A 15,751-nucleotide genomic window follows, 5' to 3' on the forward strand; every position below is an offset into this window, starting at 1 on the left:
TCGCGCTACTTTAGGTTTTAGTCTTCGCTAGGCGACAAGTCACCATGTAAGAATTTACAGACGAAAATAGCTTTACCAAACTCTTCATAAGAACGTTTGATTTCAGTATTAAGTACAGACATCACTAAATCATAGTCACCAAAAATCTGAGTAGATAGGGTGTTGGTGATCACTTTAAGCCCTTCATAACTGTTTACACGGTCAATAAAACCTTTGATAAACGGAATGTAGTCTTGATGTAGTGGGTACTTACTGATCTCTACTGAAAGTTTCATTATGAGTTACCGAGTCTTTAAAAAGTATTGCATTGTAACCCGCTTGTACTAACAAGTCATGGCTATGGTTATTTTTTAGTGTAAAATCAGCCCCGATAAACATTGAGGATTCATTATGGCACGCCGCATCACTTACAAATTTAAAAACCAGCCTCGCGAAATCAATTTTGCAAAAGATAAATACCGCGATATGTACCATGCGATCGCAGCGGCTGAAGGCATTGATTTAACTAATTACTTAAAGATGGAACAACAAGTCGAAATGACTTCAAAAGGCTCTGCGGCGGTACGTAACTTTCGTGACCAAGAATTCGCACGAATGGGTTTCAGTGACGTGTATTTTATTAAAGAGTAACAAAGTTACTCTTGATACTCGTAGCTGACTCGTGGGGTGATATTACAGAGTAATTCGTAAGGAATAGTTGTTGCGCACTGGGCAATCTCTTCAACGGGAAGCTCTGGCCCCCACATGATCACCTCATCACCCACTTTTATGTTGTCGCGGTTATCACCAATATCCACCGTGATCATGTCCATCGCCACACTGCCAACAATACCATAGCGTTGTGATTTGATAACCACAGGTGTACCCTGCTCGGCATGGCGTGGATAACCATCCCCATAGCCCATCGCAACCACCGCAAGCTTAGTCGGTTTATCGCTATGCCAGCGTCCGCCATAGCCAACACACTGATCGGCATCGACATCGCGTATCGCGATAACTCGCGTAGTCAAACGCATAACAGGCTCCAGTCCGTGCTGCTGCCCTACACCATTAAGCATTGGCGATACGCCATAAAGCATCAAGCCAGGACGCACCCACTCACCATGACCTTTTGGCCATGCAATAATACCAGCAGAGTTTGCAAGGCAATGCTGCTCACTTTTGCCATCTGCCAGTGAATCAAATAAGGCAATTTGCTGAGCGGTCTTTTCATCATTGATGTCATCGGCGCACGAGAAATGCGTCATTAACTTAATGTCATCACGGGCATTTGGGCTTGCTTTTAAGCGACTGTAGAAAGACTCAAATTGCGATGGTGCAATACCCAGTCGATGCATCCCCGTATTCACCTTTAACCAGCATGCAATTGGTGCATCAAGGCTTGTTTTTTCAAGCGTTGCGAGCTGATTTTCATCATGAATAATGGTTTGAAAGTTATTGGCAAGCAAGATAGGTAAATCATCTTTATGAAAAAAACCTTCAAGCAATACAATCGGTTTTGTCAGTCCACCTGCACGTAGCGCTAACGCTTCGTCTATTCGCGCAACCGCAAAAGCATCCGCATCATTAAGGTATTGGGCAATTTTTACTAAGCCATGGCCATAGGCGTTGGCTTTAAGCACTGCCATTACTTTGCAACCAGGCGCAAAGCGCTTCACTTGCGCTAAATTATGAGCAAGTGCTTTTAGGTTGATTTCGGCAATGGCTAAGCGCATTAGTATTCGTCGTCCATAGCTGGACCCGCGTAGTTATCAAAACGCGAGAATTGACCTTGGAAGGTTAAGCGTACTTTACCGATTGGACCGTTACGTTGCTTACCTATGATGATTTCGGCCACGCCTTTTTCTGTACTGTCTTCGTTATACACTTCATCACGGTAAATAAACATGATTAAGTCAGCATCCTGCTCGATTGAGCCTGATTCACGTAAGTCGGAGTTGATTGGGCGTTTATCGGCACGTTGCTCTAGGGTACGGTTAAGCTGCGATAGTGCAATAACCGGACACTGCAGCTCTTTTGCCAGTGCCTTTAATGAACGAGAGATTTCAGCAATCTCTAAGGTACGGTTATCCGACAAGCTTGGCACACGCATTAACTGCAAGTAGTCGACCATGATCATACTAATACCGCCATGGTCGCGGGCAATACGACGTGCACGCGAACGCACATCTGTTGGTGTTAAGCCTGATGCATCATCAACATACATCTTACCTTTTTCCATCAACAAGCCCATGGTTGACGACAGACGCGCCCAATCGTCATCATCTAGCTGACCGGTACGCACCTTAGTTTGGTTAATACGACCTAGTGATGCCAGCATCCTCATCATGATTTGCTCTGAAGGCATCTCTAGTGAGTAAATGAGTACAGGCTTATCTTGTGTCATAGCTGCGTGTTCGGCTAAGTTCATCGCAAAGGTCGTTTTACCCATCGATGGACGTGCCGCTACAATGATAAGGTCAGAAGGCTGCATACCCGCCGTCATTTTATCTAGATCGGTATAACCCGTGCTTACGCCGGTCACACCATCTTGCGGCGACTGGTAAAGTTCTTCAATCTTATCAACGGTTTTTTCTAAGATACTGTGTAAGCTTTGTGGACCTTCAGTGCTTTTACTGCGCTGCTCAGCAATTTTGAATACTTTACTTTCAGCAAAGTCGAGCAGGTCATGGCTGGTACGCCCTTCTGGGCTAAAACCCGCTTCTGCAATTTCGTTGGCAACACCAATCATTTCACGAATAACAGCGCGCTCTCGTACGATATTCGCGTAAGCATCAATGTTCGCCGCACTTGGCGTGTTCTTGGCAATTTCAGCAAGGTAAGCAAAGCCACCAACACTACTTAACTGATTGTTTTTCTCTAAGCTCTCAGAAATAGTGATCAAATCGATTGGATCCCCCCCTTCAGCAAGATTCACCATCGCTTCAAAAATTAGCTTATGGGTGCGGGTATAAAAATCCTGTGCAACCACTAACTCAGCAACACGGTCAAACGCTTGATTATCAAGCATTAAACCACCTAAAACAGATTGCTCAGCTTCTATTGAATGGGGAGGGACTTTTAACGTATCGACTTGCTTATCTGGTTTGGCCATAACATCACAAAACTAAAATTGAATAGCTCTATTCTATCGACTTGCAATGGCTCTGCAAATAGTTAATACCAATCGACTTAAATATTTGGTCAATCTAGCGTGCTAAATAAAGCGCTAACTGCGTTAGAAATGTCTAAAGTAGAGTAACTACATGTCAAAATTTCTGCCTTGTTATCACTTCATTTATCTGTCGCTATTTAAGACCAACAACTTAACACGATTGGTATGAGCGGGAAGTCTTCCCGCTTTATTGTAATTGAGTGAAATATTGTAATTGAGTGAACTGTAATCGTTATTTCTGTTTACGAAGTTCAATGCGTCCGCTAATGGTATCCATTTCGATATCAGCATCCCCACCGTTAATACTAAATTCTAAGTCGCTAGATGGGCCGTATTTCGCCTTCACTGCTTTGTCATCGCTTAGCTCATTAACGATTTTGCCGTTAGCATAAGCTTCAATTTCAAACTTTGCCGATACATCAGCTGGGAAGTAAAACTCGGCGTCTCCACTGACTGATTCAAAACGAATATTGGCATCTTCAAGCAGCTTATTGATGTGAACTTCAGCTTCACCGTTAACGGTATTAATACGCAGTTTTTTAATTGCATCAAATGCAAAGTCGATATCACCGTTTACGTTTTCAAGACGCACATCTTGCGCTTTGGTCTTTGACTTAATGTCGCCATTCACCGCGGTAAAGCGTAAAGCACCTTGTGAGTTTTTATCGTTAATTTCACCATTAACGGTTTCAAAGCGAATATCACCGTTTAAGTCGTGGGCATTTACATCGCCATTGACCGTTTCAAAGCTCATGTTGCCGCGAATATCTTGCACTGTGATATCACCGTTGACGGTATCAATCTCTGCGCCCGCTTCAAGCTCTTTAGCACTAACTGTGACATTCACCCCAGCAAATTCAAGCTCACTGCTTTTTGGCATGTAAATGGTTAAACGAGAACCGTCACCACTATTCCAGCCACCTAAGTTACGCGGCATTTTTACGATAAATTCAACACGGCTGCCTTCAACCTCTAAACGATAGCCTTGTGCTTTATCGTCAAGCTCACCTTCGATTTTAAGTTGTGGTTTATCCCACCCTTCAATGCGTACATCACCACGTTGGTTTTCAATAAAAATGCGTTTATTTGCAGGTACATCAATTTGTTCATTAATGGTTTGTCCTGCCATTGCCATCAGTGGCAGTAATCCTAAAGTTAAGGCTAGTAATTTCATAATTGTCACTCCTAAATCGTTTGCCACTTCGGTGCATGCACCTTGTTAATTAAGTCCAGTTGTTGCTGATAAACCTGCGACAGCATTTGTAATAAAGCAGGGTTTTCCGGTTCATTCTCAAGTGCTTGCTTAATGGCACTTTCGGCTTCTTCTAACTCTTTTAGTTGCTGCTGCCAGTTATCGGTTAACGCAGGTTGATTTTGATACTGCACCAACAAGCCTTGCTTTTGCTTAGTAAAATAATCGCTCATTGCCATCATGCTATTTGGCTCACCTTGGCCAACAAAAAGCTGTACGGTCAATAGTGCGGCAATACAACAAGCGGCAACTGCAGCGAGTTTATTCCAGCCATGGTTTGGCTTCTCAGTTTGCTCTGGTTGCCCTGTTGCAATTGCTCGCTCAACACCGGGCCAGAGATCTTTGTCTGGGCTAATATCTTGCTTATGGTTAAGCGAGTCATTTAAAAATTGTTCAAATTCTGGCTTACTCATTTTCATACCACTCTTTTAATAACTGCCTTGCACGGTGAAATTGCGATTTACTTGAACCGACTGCCATATCAAGCATGCTTGCTATCTCTTCATGGCGATAGCCTTCAATTGCATGAAGTACAAACACCATACGTGCTCGCTCAGGTAGTCTCAGTACTAATTTGTCAAGGCCGTTAAAGCCGTCGCAATCTGCTGCGCTTTGCTCATCCATACCGCTTTGTTCAAAACTCACTACTTTTTGAAACCAGCTTTTATGTTTGCGAATGTAGCTAATCGCAATATTGCTAGTAACACTGTGTAACCAAGTCGAAAATTGTGAGCGTCCATCAAAGTTCGCGATTTTGTGCCACAACTGTACAAACACTTCTTGTGTTGCATCTTCTGCGTGCTCTTTGTCCGCAAGTAATCGCAAACAAAGGCTATAAACCCGCTTCACATGCAACTCATAAAGTGTTGCATAGGCTGCTTGATCACCGCTTTTTACGCGCTCTATCAAGGCATGCTCACTTTGCTGGGCGAACGCTTGTTCTGCATCTATCAACATCCTGGATGTTGTCCTTTATGATTATTGTTGTGAATTTAGTGTATTAGACGTAAGGAGGGATTCAAAAGGTTTAAATGAAATTAAAATTTTTTGTGTAAGCTACAAATAATTGAGCTTACACAATTTTATTTGGGGATTTACGTTATTCGGCAGGTGATGCTTCGCTTTCTTCTTCAGTTGTTTCTGCGGTTTTGTAGCTCCAACCTAAAAATACGATACGTGCCGAAGAAGCAGGCGTGCCGCCATTTTGTACTTGTAATAAACCCGCATCATAGTGAGCACCACTGCCCCCTGTTGCGGTAATTGTAGAGCCACGTACACTACCAAACAGCTCACCACTTCCCGATAGCTTCACCGTTGTCAAAGGGGCATAAATAGCCGCATATAAATTCGCAGCACCGCTAAATTGCACGCCATTTACACCATTAAATGATGAGTAGAATGATAACGACGGATGACCACTAGTAGTTAATCCTTCTTGCTCAGTAATAACTTTTGCGCCTGCGCCAATATTGACTTTTCCGGTTAATAACACAGTTAAACTACTGTCTTTTTTAATAGTCAGTGTTGTGCTCCCCGCCATCGAAAAGTCACCATCAATCAGTAAAATAACATCACCACCAGAAACTTCCATTTTGCCGTCACTGGTCATTTTGAGTCTATCAACTGCAAAAATATACTCTTTGCTATTGCTACCATTAGCTTGGTTTTGCGCTTTAGAATTAAACAAGAAAACATCAGCAAGGCTTGGCATAATAACTTGGCTACCACCGCTACTAAAATAGCCCTTTTCAGTATTAAGCTTAAATTGTTGCGTAGGACCTACAGAAATAGAGCTGTAACTGCTTACTTGATCTGTGATGCCTGTCATTTTCTCTGGCAAAATTAACGGGTCGCAACTGGTATCTGGGTTTGTAGGGTCATAATCAGGTGCAGCTGGATCGGCTACAGTTACCGGTTCAACATTCGGGTTCACGTTAAATTTACGATCACTATAATGCACACCATCTTGCTGGTTATTGCTGGTATCTTTAAAATCGCCTGAACCGCCATACATAATATCCAACGCTTCGCCTTGGCTATTCGTGATGAATGTTGACCACTGCATTTTTGCATCACCATTGGCTCGCACAACCCCCGAAACAGTCCCGCCACGATGGGTATAATAACCACGGGTATAGACATTACCGTCTACACGTAAACCACTGCCAGGAGAGATATAAACACCAGAGTTCGAATGGATATTACCAATAATTGGTGATGAGCCATTTAAGTAAATAACTCCGGTCGCTTTTACATCGCCCTTTATCGGTGAATGACCCGATAGCACTACATCTGAATCGCCAGCAATGGTTGAAACATCACCATCATTCGACTTTGTTTCTTCGTAGCTGCCTTTACTCGAATCATAGCTGTCGATACTACCACTGCCCGATAAATCGACTCCCTTACAGCCCACCATCGCATTAGTGAAAACAGAACTACCTTTCGCGCCTTGTACTGCAAAACGGGCGACTAAGTTACTTTGCGCGTCACCATCAAATCGTTGCCCCAAGCTTGCAATTTCAAGCTCACCAGCAGCGTTTTGACTTAAACTGGCATTAAAAATGGCATCATCAGCAATAACACCAGAGCCCGATGCGTTACTGGTTTTACTGATCAAATCTTCAACCGCTAATACACCTTCCTCATTCAAGGTTTGTTGCAATAACTTAGCTTGTTCAAACACACCTTTTTCAGCCATTAAGCGGCTGTTTAATTTCTTTTGAAAGTTGCCACTTAAACGTTCTTGAACAACGTTTTCACGTAGCGAACTAAGCACCACTATGCTAGCCATACTGGTCAAGATCAACACTGTAATTAGGGTAAAACCATTTTGCTTGTTATACACTGCCAGCTCCGTATGCTTTGACTAATATTGCATTAGTTAAGGCAATATCAATGTTAATACCATTACCGAACTGAGCTGGTAAATCATTTGGCTTTACAGTAACGGTTACAAGCTCACCGGCGATATCAAATGACAAAGCTTCGATTCCTGTCAGTAATCGCTCTGAGGCAGCGCCATCGAGTGAACACATTAAGTTGCTACCATTTAAGCTATATACTTCAACCACCTGCGTAGTTGTTGCAGAGCCATCACAGGCAATGACACCACTTGGCTGAGTAATAGTAATTGTGCTTTTATCTGCACTGATGGTGGGTGTTAGTTGTGTTTGCTTTATGCTGCGGTTGAATACTTTACTGGTATAGCGAATCACTTCTTGAGCGTTTTCTAGCTCTTTACTCACCTCAATGGTGCTTTTAATCGCCGAGTAAGACAAGCTCACTCCCGCTAATAAAAAAGCGCCAGCTGCCAATGCCACCATCAGTTCAACTAAGGTAAAACCCTGAACGCGTTTATTCATGAGCACACCGCCGTTAAATCAGGAAAACTGGCATTTAGACTAATTTGATTTTCTGCATTGTCTGTCATGCGTTTATCAACCCAAGTCACATTAATTTGCATGTCATCACTGTAAGTAGCTGGGATCGTCAGCTGATAATCACTCACTTGTGGCGCGAGCGAAGCTCTAAATGTCGCGTCTTGAAAAAGTGCGGTATTAGTTTTTTGAATTTCACAAATGCGTGGCCACAAACGCTCAATGGTGTTTTGCCCTTGAATAAGTGACACAGTGTAATCAAAACTATTGGTTGCATATTGCAGCGATTTTAGCTGCGCTGCCGCCAAGCCTAATAATGCGATGCCAGCGATCACCACTGAAATCATCACTTCTAATAATGAAAAGCCTGCCTGCTTATTCATGCACATCCTCGCTGTGAATTTTCTACTAACCAGTTTTGGCCACTTTTAAGCACACACATCACGTAATCAGTGGTATTTGTGTGCTCATCTTTCACTAAAATTTCAGCTTGTTTATCAACTTCGCCACTGGCACTAATGGCCAATGCGACTAAATTGACGGCAACGCCGCTTTTTGTGACCGAAAATTCTTTTAAAACCGTGTCTACGCCGCCCTCGTTGAGGGTCACTTGCCAACTATTATTACTAACAACTAGGTTAATAGGTTTGTCGCGTTTGACCGCTTCACTGCGTGCAAATTTATAAGCACTATTTAATTGATTTGCAGTAGTTACGACGCGATCTTGCAAAATTTGCTGACTAAAAGACGGGAAAGCAAGGGCTGCCATAATGCCAATAACACTCAGCACAACCATTAACTCAATTAAGGTAAACCCTGCAATTCGACGCAATTGTGTTACTCCCAGCAATCACTAAATGAAGCGCTATAACTACCATCATGTTTAACGGTTAAGTCACCACAGCGATCACTCGCTTGCGCCGAACCCGATTTAGGAGCGGCTTTTAAACTGTAGCCACGATTTTTAAAATCGCTTACAGCACCTGATACTTTATCTGTTGCTGTGTAAGTAAGGGTGTAATAGTCAGTATTTTGAGTTGCAAATGCATTGGGGTAGCCGCCATTTCGTGAATAAATTCGTTCAAGACTGGCGCTGTATTGCAGTAACTCTTGTTGAATATCAGCACGGCGACTACGTTGCATGTGCTCAGTGTAAGCAGGCAGTGCTACGCTATACAGAATCCCTAAAATAGCGATCACGATAAGAATTTCTACTAATGTAAATCCTGTTTGTTTACCTATTCCATGTGGTACTAATGCACTTTTCAACCTCAACCCCTTAATACTTTTTAACCAGCACAATATAAATGACAGCGTTGTCAGTGTCAATTTTAACCAATTTACTTTTACTCATTCGATTATACTAATAAGAAAAATAAAATTAAGAAAAAAGAACGTATGTTTGTGAAATATGTAAGATTATAGGATTAGCATTTGTATGTTTAAAATATAGAAACCAATACTATTGGATGACAACTGAAGAAGCAATAGCGGTACAAAATGCTACAATTTATAAATTTCAGGCACAAAAAAGCCGCACCTAAGTGCGGCTTTTTTTACTTAATATTGCTATTAAGCTTCAGCGATAACGATTACTTTGATAGTAGCCGATACGTCTGAGTGTACTGCGATTGCTACGTCAAATTCGCCAGTCTCACGGATAGTACCTAGAGGTAAACGAACTTCTGATTTAGCAACTTCAACGCCAACAGCTGAAATAGCTTCAGCGATGTCGCGAGTACCGATAGAACCGAATAACTTGCCTTCGTCACCAGCTTTAGAAACTAGTGTAACTTCAGCTAATGCTTCTAACTTGTCAGCGCGAGCTTGAGCAGCAGCTAGATCTTCAGCGATCTTAGCTTCTAAATCAGCACGACGTGCTTCGAAAGTTTCGATGTTAGCTTTAGTTGCAGGAACTGCCTTACCTTGTGGGAAAAGGAAGTTACGTGCGAAGCCAGATTTAACTACAACCTGGTCACCTAGGCCACCTAGGTTTGCGATCTTGTCTAGTAGAATAACTTGCATGTCTCTACACCTTTTAAAAACTGTTAATCCGCTGCTTACTTATGTAAGTCAGTGTATGGAAGAAGGGCTAAGTAGCGAGCACGCTTGATAGCAGTTGCTAGCTGACGCTGATATTTAGCGCTAGTACCTGTGATACGGCTAGGTACGATTTTGCCACTTTCTGTAACATAGTTTCTAAGAGTAGCTAGATCTTTATAATCGATTTGTTGTACGCCTTCCGCTTTGAAGCGGCAGAACTTACGACGTCTGAAATAACGTGCCATGAGTAAAATTCCTCAAAAAATTCTTTCTATATGTTGAGCATGCAAGACCAATTGGCTTAAGCCGTTTCGGCCTTCGTGACGATTTAAAAACCCCGTCACTTGCACTTGTTGCCCAACGTGCAATTGTTGAGTTTGTTGTTGCATTGGCGTGCCGCTGGCAACAACTTGAAGCCTGACATAACTATTACGGTTAAGGTCTGCTTCAACTTGCATCGATTTATGTTCAAGAACAAAAATACAATGCGGTATACCAGCAGGGCTTTGACTATATTTAGGTGTTTTACAAACAACCCCAGATAGTGTCAGCTGATTCATATAAGGATTAAGCGGTTGGCTCATCTTTTTGTCTCAACTGCAAGCGCCATGCTTGAACTCAAAACGATTAAGCAGCTGGTGCTTCTTTCTTCTCTTCTTTCGCAAGAGGAGATGCTTCAGTTACAGCGTCTTTAGTACGCATAACTAAGTTACGAAGCACTGCATCGTTGTAGCGGAAAGTAGTTTCTAGCTCGCTGATTACTTCAGTAGGTGCTTCAACGTTCATAAGAACATAATGAGCTTTGTGAAGCTTGTCGATTGGGTAAGCCAATTGACGACGGCCCCAGTCTTCAAGACGGTGGATAGTACCACCAGCTTCAGTGATAGAACCAGTATAACGTTCGATCATACCAGGTACTTGCTCACTCTGATCAGGGTGAACCATGAATACGATTTCGTAATGACGCATGGATATTCCTTACGGTTAATAGAGCCTTCTACCGTTTCGGCCAGTCGGTTTAAGGCAAGGAATTAAATTTAATAAGCCGAAATGAGCGCGCATTTTACGCTTAGATTGATAATTAAGCAAGATAAAACAGCAAGCCAAGCTAGATTATTGTGCTCTATTAAGATTTTCTAAACGCTAAAAACAAAAAACCCAGCCGAGGCTGGGTTTTTGAATTCTGAAAACTAAAATTACTTGATTTTAGCTTCTTTGAAAATCACGTGTTTACGAGCTTTAGGATCGTATTTTTTGATTTCCATTTTTTCAGGCATGTTACGCTTGTTCTTGTCGGTAGTGTAGAAAAAACCAGTACCAGCAGTTGAAACTAAACGGATCTTATCGCGCATGATTCAGTTCCTTAAACTTTTTCGCCACGAGCACGGATTTCTGTAAGAACCGCGTCGATGCCTTTTTTATCGATAATACGCATACCTTTAGTAGTAGTGCGTAGTGTTACAAAACGTTTTTCACTTTCAACCCAAAAACGGTGAGTTTGTAGGTTAGGTAGGAAACGACGTTTAGTCGCGTTTCTCGCGTGTGAACGGTGGTTACCAACCGCTGGACGCTTACCTGTAACTTGACATACTTTAGACATGTCTATATATCTCCAATAACTTCGCTCGAGCTTAATTTTCCCTTAGGCCAGTATTTGTGCCCCGGGATAAATCGAAGGGCGCTCTTTATACAGCTTATACAGGCAAAGATCAAGTAACAGATCTTATCCAATCAGCTCATGTGTAAATTTGATAGCGGCTAATTATAAAGATCGAATGCCCTTAGGGAAAGTAAAAACTGCATTTAAATTAAACTAATTTCTAAAATCGCCCTAAACTGCTCATTTTTAACACACTCTCTAATACAGTTGGCTCTATATAAGCCCTCTTTCGGCAAACGAAACACAATTTTCACCACCCACTATGATGTGATCCAGCACATTTATATCGACTAAGGCTAAAGCTTGCTGCAATTTAGTGGTGATCAATTTATCGGCCTGACTAGGCTCAGCCACCCCACTTGGGTGGTTATGAGCAAGTATTAGTGCCGCCGCATTATTACGCAGCGCTGCTTTAACCACTTCACGGGGGTACACAGACGCGGCATTAATAGTGCCGTAAAAAAGTACTTCGTCTTTAATCAACTGGTTTTGACTATCTAAGTACAGCACCATAAATACTTCCTGCTGTAAGCCACGTAACTGAATAGTTAAATAGTCATACACGGCTTGTGGCGAAGTAAATAACGCCTCGCGCTTACATTGCTCAAGCATATAGCGCCGGCTTAATTCAAGCACTGCTTGAAGCTGCACATACTTAGCAGCCCCTAAACCCTTTTGAGCGCAAAACTCTTGTTCAGATGCATTAAATAAGTCATGCAGCGTACTATTAATATCGAGCAGATGCTCAGCCAGTTCAATGGCATTCATGCCCGGCACACCGGTTCGTAGGAATATTGCTAATAACTCTGCATCAGAGAGTGCTTTGGCACCTTGGGCAAGTAACTTCTCCCGCGGCCTTGCTGATAAAGGTAAATCGGTTAATGGCATTGCTTCATCCTTAAAACAACTATTCCATATATTAAACTGTACTATAAAATTTAGTTTTTTCCTGTCTGTAGAAAAGAAAACTTCATGCTATCGGTAAAGATTTGCTATCGTTAGCCCATATCGACAAAGGTTAAATTTCACGTAATGACAAAATCAGTAAATAAAAAAATCCTGTTAGGTATGAGTGGTGGTATTGCAGCCTATAAATGCGCAGAACTTGTTCGCCGTTTAAAAGATCAAGGCTGTGAAGTAAAAGTCGTCATGACCGACTCAGCCAAACACTTTATTACTCCTTTAACAATGCAAGCGGTAAGCGGTGAGATTGTTTCTGATTCATTACTCGACCCAGCAGCAGAAGCCGCAATGGGTCATATCGAATTTGCCAAATGGGCAGACCTTATTTTAGTCGCCCCTGCAACCAGTAATATTTTAGCGAAAATGGCCATGGGTATTGCAGATGACTTACTGACGACCCTACTACTGGCTACCCCTGCAAAAGTGGCGGTTGCACCTGCCATGAACCAACAAATGTATGCCCACCCTGCTACACAAGCAAACCTTGCCACACTTAATGAGCGTGGCGTGGCTATTTGGGGCCCAGGTAAAGGCGAGCAAGCCTGTGGTGATGTAGGCGCAGGACGCATGTTAGAGCCTCATGAGTTAGTCGCGCTTTGTACACAACCTGAAGTAGAGCCATTACTTGCAGGCAAAACCATCACGATTACTGCAGGACCAACCCGAGAAGCCCTCGACCCGGTTCGTTATATCTCTAACCACAGCTCAGGCAAAATGGGTTATGCCCTTGCAGAAGCTGCACTTGCGCTAGGTGCAAAGGTAAATCTGATTTCAGGCCCCGTAACAATTAAAGCACCTGCTAATGCCCTGCTTACTAATATAGAAAGTGCTGAGCAATTACTTACCGCCTCAATGGAACTGGCCGCGCAATCGGATGCTTTTATCGGCTGTGCAGCAGTGGCTGATTACCGTGCAGCTGCAATTCATGAGCAAAAGATGAAAAAGCAAGGCGATGAACTAACCCTTACTTTAGTTAAGAACCCAGATGTCATCGCTAATGTCGCAGCACTTAGCGAAAACCGCCCTTATACCGTTGGCTTTGCGGCAGAAACTCAAGATGTTGCAAGCTATGCACAAGGTAAGTTAAAGAACAAAAATCTCGATATGATCTGCGCAAATGACGTATCAAAAGAAGGCCTTGGCTTTAATTCTGATCATAATGCTTTAACACTCTTCTGGCACAATGAGCAGCTAGATTTAGCAATGGGAAGTAAAAAAGATTTAGCCATGAGCGTAATGACTGAGCTTGCCAAGCGTTTGTAAAAATGCTGGAAAGAAACTGAATAAAACATTAACATAAGCCACTCATTTGCACAAAAAATGGCTTGTCTGACTCCCAACAGCGCAAGTAATAAATTATAAGAAAGGAATGGTCATGCCTGCGACAAAAAGAAGTAATCGCAAAGAGCAGATTCTGCAAGCACTCGCACAAATGTTAGAAACCAGCCCAGGTCAACGTATCACAACCGCAAAACTCGCGGCTGAGGTCGGTGTGTCTGAAGCTGCGTTATATCGTCATTTTCCGAGTAAAGCACGGATGTTTGAGGGCCTAATCGAGTTTATTGAAGATACCCTGTTATCACGCATTAACCTCATTTTAGAAAATGAGAAAGAAAGCCAAACACGTGTCTACAATATTTTGCTGTTATTGTTAGCCTTCGCCGAGAAAAACCCGGGCATTACCCGCATTTTGACCGGTGATGCCTTACAAGGTGAACAAGAGCGTTTACGTGAACGTGTACAAGGCTTATTTGAAAAGCTAGAAACTCAGTTCAAGCAAGTGCTACGCGAGCGCAAACTGCGCGAAGGTAAAGCATTCCAGTCAGACGAAAGCACCCTAGCCAACTTCTTACTCGCCTATGTAGAAGGTAAGATGAACCAATTCGTGCGCAGCGACTTTAAAGCAAAACCCAGTGCACAATTTGAAAAGCAGTGGCCAGAGTTACAAAAGATTTGGTTGTAGTTCAAGCTTTATTAGCTGGTAGTTTAACTACCAGCTTAATACCTACCTTATATACACTTGATTTGAAAAGTATTTCTTTTTTGAGTTAGTTAATTGAATTTCGGCCTGGTTACCAACAAGCTGCAATAGTAAGCCCTGAGCAATTTCCCTTTCACCCAATTTCGATTTCACAACAACTTCTTTTCCTATTGCTCCTTGCAACCTCGGTTTAGGGAAACTCGCTTTAGTAACTGGTTTTAGCCCTTCATTTTCAACAAACAAATTTAGACAATGCTGCTTAGCGGCACTGATCCAGTCATCATGGGATTTAACAATATCAACGTTATTTAAAAAGTGTATCAACGCACTATTTCGACTACTAAATTCACTCGAAACATCGGCCATATTTTTAACTTGCGCCCATTTACGAATAACAACGTACTTGCCTTGCGTGAGTCTCGCTAAACTCGTCGATGCGCCCGTCATCCGGCTATACCATTCGATTCTATAACAAGAAGAACCCAAGCTATGAAGTAGAATAGTCGTATTGCCAAATTCCTTAGTACTGCCCTCAATAACACTCACTTTCAATCCTTTAAGCAAAAGTAAATCAGACTTAAAGGATATGAAGAACAAGCCGTTATGATAATGAGTGACTTTCTTAGTAAGCCTAATAAATATTCCTAGATTGCAGAGAATGGTTAAACAACTTAAAGGGGCAATCGAGATTAAAGAACAAAGAATGATGATTCATTTTGAATATTGGGTGGGGTGGCTTTTCTTAATCACAGAAGATATTCTGTAAAAAGCCACTTTTATAAGAATTAGTGATTAAGCTGTGTTTCCGAATTAAAAAACATTTAAACTTCTCGCACTTTTAATTAGCCTTTACATAATTTAAAAAATTAAGGTTTAGGCATAATACTTATAGAGGAAGCTCTCATTACTTGAGCATCTTCATTATTCTTAACACTAAACCAAACATTCAAATCTACCCTCAGCTTATCCCAAGATTGTTTCTTAACATCTTTCCTTAAAGTAGTAAAAATACCACTACTAGATTTTATCTTTATTTGTGAGCTGTTTTTAAAGATTATTCTTCCATTCTTACGGTTTGGCTCAGCATGAGAGCTGCTTTTTTTCTTTTTTTTAAATTCATTAGAATGCACCTTCTTAACTGATAGTGTCTTTTTCTTTACTATTACATTTACAGCTGAATCATGCTCATTGCGGCGTTGTTTCCTAAAAGTTTGAACTATCTTGCCAGCCTGTGATCAGATCATCTATATCCTACTAGCCCGTGCAACAACAATGAGCAAAATCACAAACTGGTCTCACTATAATCAAGCCCTCGTTA

General features: G+C 42.0%; 23 protein-coding genes. 3 read left to right on the top strand and 20 right to left on the bottom strand.

All coding sequences use genetic code 11. The features are described 5' to 3' along the window. Positions 1-17: 17 nt before the first annotated feature. The gene (locus L1266_RS18565; protein ID WP_054563401.1) at positions 18-275 is read right to left on the bottom strand and encodes a YkoF family thiamine/hydroxymethylpyrimidine-binding protein; all 258 of its coding nucleotides are present in this window, start codon (positions 273-275) and stop codon (positions 18-20) included. Between the two features lie 115 nt (positions 276-390). Between L1266_RS18565 and L1266_RS18570 the strand changes: the two genes are divergently transcribed. Continuing rightward, on the top strand, positions 391-630 hold the full coding sequence (locus tag L1266_RS18570) for a DUF2960 domain-containing protein (protein ID WP_054554201.1): 240 nt from the start codon (positions 391-393) through the stop codon (positions 628-630). Positions 631-635: 5 nt separating this feature from the next. Here L1266_RS18570 and alr read toward each other — a convergent pair whose 3' ends face one another. The 17 genes from alr to radC form a co-directional block, all read right to left on the bottom strand. Continuing rightward, positions 636-1,715, bottom strand: a complete 1,080-nt coding sequence (gene alr / locus L1266_RS18575; protein ID WP_235378096.1) for an alanine racemase — start codon at positions 1,713-1,715, stop codon at positions 636-638. Beyond that, a complete protein-coding gene (dnaB, locus tag L1266_RS18580) occupies positions 1,715-3,094 on the bottom strand; it encodes a replicative DNA helicase (RefSeq protein WP_235378097.1) in 1,380 nt (459 codons plus the stop codon). The genes alr and dnaB overlap by 1 nt, the downstream gene beginning before the upstream one ends. A 292-nt stretch (positions 3,095-3,386) precedes the next feature. Continuing rightward, the gene (locus L1266_RS18585) at positions 3,387-4,328 is read right to left on the bottom strand and encodes a DUF4097 family beta strand repeat-containing protein (RefSeq protein ID WP_235378098.1); all 942 of its coding nucleotides are present in this window, start codon (positions 4,326-4,328) and stop codon (positions 3,387-3,389) included. Positions 4,329-4,339: 11 nt separating this feature from the next. After that, positions 4,340-4,825 carry a hypothetical protein gene (locus tag L1266_RS18590; protein WP_082389308.1) on the bottom strand — a complete coding sequence of 162 codons (486 nt, stop codon included), beginning with the start codon at positions 4,823-4,825 and terminating at the stop codon, positions 4,340-4,342. Further along, positions 4,812-5,363: an RNA polymerase sigma factor gene (locus L1266_RS18595; protein WP_054554197.1), complete on the bottom strand. Its 552-nt coding sequence runs from the start codon at positions 5,361-5,363 to the stop codon at positions 4,812-4,814. The genes L1266_RS18590 and L1266_RS18595 overlap by 14 nt, the downstream gene beginning before the upstream one ends. A 142-nt stretch (positions 5,364-5,505) precedes the next feature. Further along, a complete protein-coding gene (locus tag L1266_RS18600) occupies positions 5,506-7,254 on the bottom strand; it encodes a DUF7305 domain-containing protein (RefSeq protein ID WP_235378099.1) in 1,749 nt (582 codons plus the stop codon). Then, a complete protein-coding gene (locus tag L1266_RS18605) occupies positions 7,247-7,771 on the bottom strand; it encodes a prepilin-type N-terminal cleavage/methylation domain-containing protein (RefSeq protein WP_235378100.1) in 525 nt (174 codons plus the stop codon). Before L1266_RS18605 ends, L1266_RS18600 begins: the two co-directional genes overlap by 8 nt. After that, entirely contained in the window at positions 7,768-8,169 is a 402-nt protein-coding gene (locus L1266_RS18610) for a type IV pilus modification PilV family protein (protein WP_235378101.1), read from the bottom strand. Before L1266_RS18610 ends, L1266_RS18605 begins: the two co-directional genes overlap by 4 nt. Further along, positions 8,166-8,618, bottom strand: coding sequence for a GspH/FimT family pseudopilin (locus L1266_RS18615; protein WP_054554194.1), 453 nt, complete (start codon positions 8,616-8,618; stop codon positions 8,166-8,168). The genes L1266_RS18610 and L1266_RS18615 overlap by 4 nt, the downstream gene beginning before the upstream one ends. 5 nt (positions 8,619-8,623) lie before the next feature. Continuing rightward, positions 8,624-9,055: a type IV pilin protein gene (locus L1266_RS18620; RefSeq protein WP_222938086.1), complete on the bottom strand. Its 432-nt coding sequence runs from the start codon at positions 9,053-9,055 to the stop codon at positions 8,624-8,626. A gap of 303 nt (positions 9,056-9,358) precedes the next feature. Further along, complete coding sequence (gene rplI, locus L1266_RS18625; RefSeq protein WP_054554192.1) at positions 9,359-9,811, bottom strand: 50S ribosomal protein L9; 453 nt, start codon at positions 9,809-9,811, stop codon at positions 9,359-9,361. 35 nt (positions 9,812-9,846) lie between these two features. Next, positions 9,847-10,074 carry a 30S ribosomal protein S18 gene (gene rpsR / locus L1266_RS18630; protein WP_002962753.1) on the bottom strand — a complete coding sequence of 76 codons (228 nt, stop codon included), beginning with the start codon at positions 10,072-10,074 and terminating at the stop codon, positions 9,847-9,849. A 12-nt stretch (positions 10,075-10,086) separates the two neighbouring features. After that, a complete protein-coding gene (gene priB / locus L1266_RS18635; RefSeq protein ID WP_036973732.1) occupies positions 10,087-10,389 on the bottom strand; it encodes a primosomal replication protein N in 303 nt (100 codons plus the stop codon). A 67-nt stretch (positions 10,390-10,456) separates the two neighbouring features. Continuing rightward, positions 10,457-10,798, bottom strand: coding sequence for a 30S ribosomal protein S6 (rpsF, locus tag L1266_RS18640; RefSeq protein WP_036973113.1), 342 nt, complete (start codon positions 10,796-10,798; stop codon positions 10,457-10,459). Positions 10,799-11,025: 227 nt separating this feature from the next. Further along, positions 11,026-11,181 carry a 50S ribosomal protein L33 gene (rpmG, locus tag L1266_RS18645; protein ID WP_022946036.1) on the bottom strand — a complete coding sequence of 52 codons (156 nt, stop codon included), beginning with the start codon at positions 11,179-11,181 and terminating at the stop codon, positions 11,026-11,028. Between the two features lie 11 nt (positions 11,182-11,192). Further along, positions 11,193-11,429, bottom strand: coding sequence for a 50S ribosomal protein L28 (gene rpmB / locus L1266_RS18650; RefSeq protein WP_036973115.1), 237 nt, complete (start codon positions 11,427-11,429; stop codon positions 11,193-11,195). Positions 11,430-11,702: 273 nt separating this feature from the next. After that, positions 11,703-12,377 carry a RadC family protein gene (radC, locus tag L1266_RS18655; protein ID WP_138601269.1) on the bottom strand — a complete coding sequence of 225 codons (675 nt, stop codon included), beginning with the start codon at positions 12,375-12,377 and terminating at the stop codon, positions 11,703-11,705. 144 nt (positions 12,378-12,521) lie between these two features. Between radC and coaBC the strand changes: the two genes are divergently transcribed. Together coaBC and slmA are read left to right on the top strand one after the other, a co-directional pair. After that, entirely contained in the window at positions 12,522-13,715 is a 1,194-nt protein-coding gene (gene coaBC / locus L1266_RS18660) for a bifunctional phosphopantothenoylcysteine decarboxylase/phosphopantothenate--cysteine ligase CoaBC (RefSeq protein ID WP_235374046.1), read from the top strand. Between the two features lie 112 nt (positions 13,716-13,827). Beyond that, entirely contained in the window at positions 13,828-14,415 is a 588-nt protein-coding gene (gene slmA / locus L1266_RS18665; RefSeq protein ID WP_054554189.1) for a nucleoid occlusion factor SlmA, read from the top strand. Between the two features lie 42 nt (positions 14,416-14,457). Here the strand turns inward: slmA and L1266_RS18670 are convergent, their stop codons facing one another. After that, positions 14,458-14,979, bottom strand: coding sequence for a hypothetical protein (locus tag L1266_RS18670; RefSeq protein WP_054554188.1), 522 nt, complete (start codon positions 14,977-14,979; stop codon positions 14,458-14,460). A gap of 320 nt (positions 14,980-15,299) precedes the next feature. Beyond that, a complete protein-coding gene (locus L1266_RS18675; protein WP_235378102.1) occupies positions 15,300-15,563 on the bottom strand; it encodes a hypothetical protein in 264 nt (87 codons plus the stop codon). Positions 15,564-15,751 lie beyond the last annotated feature (188 nt).

Source organism: Pseudoalteromonas sp. Cn5-37 (assembly GCF_021532495.1).
Classification (GTDB): domain Bacteria; phylum Pseudomonadota; class Gammaproteobacteria; order Enterobacterales; family Alteromonadaceae; genus Pseudoalteromonas; species Pseudoalteromonas simplex.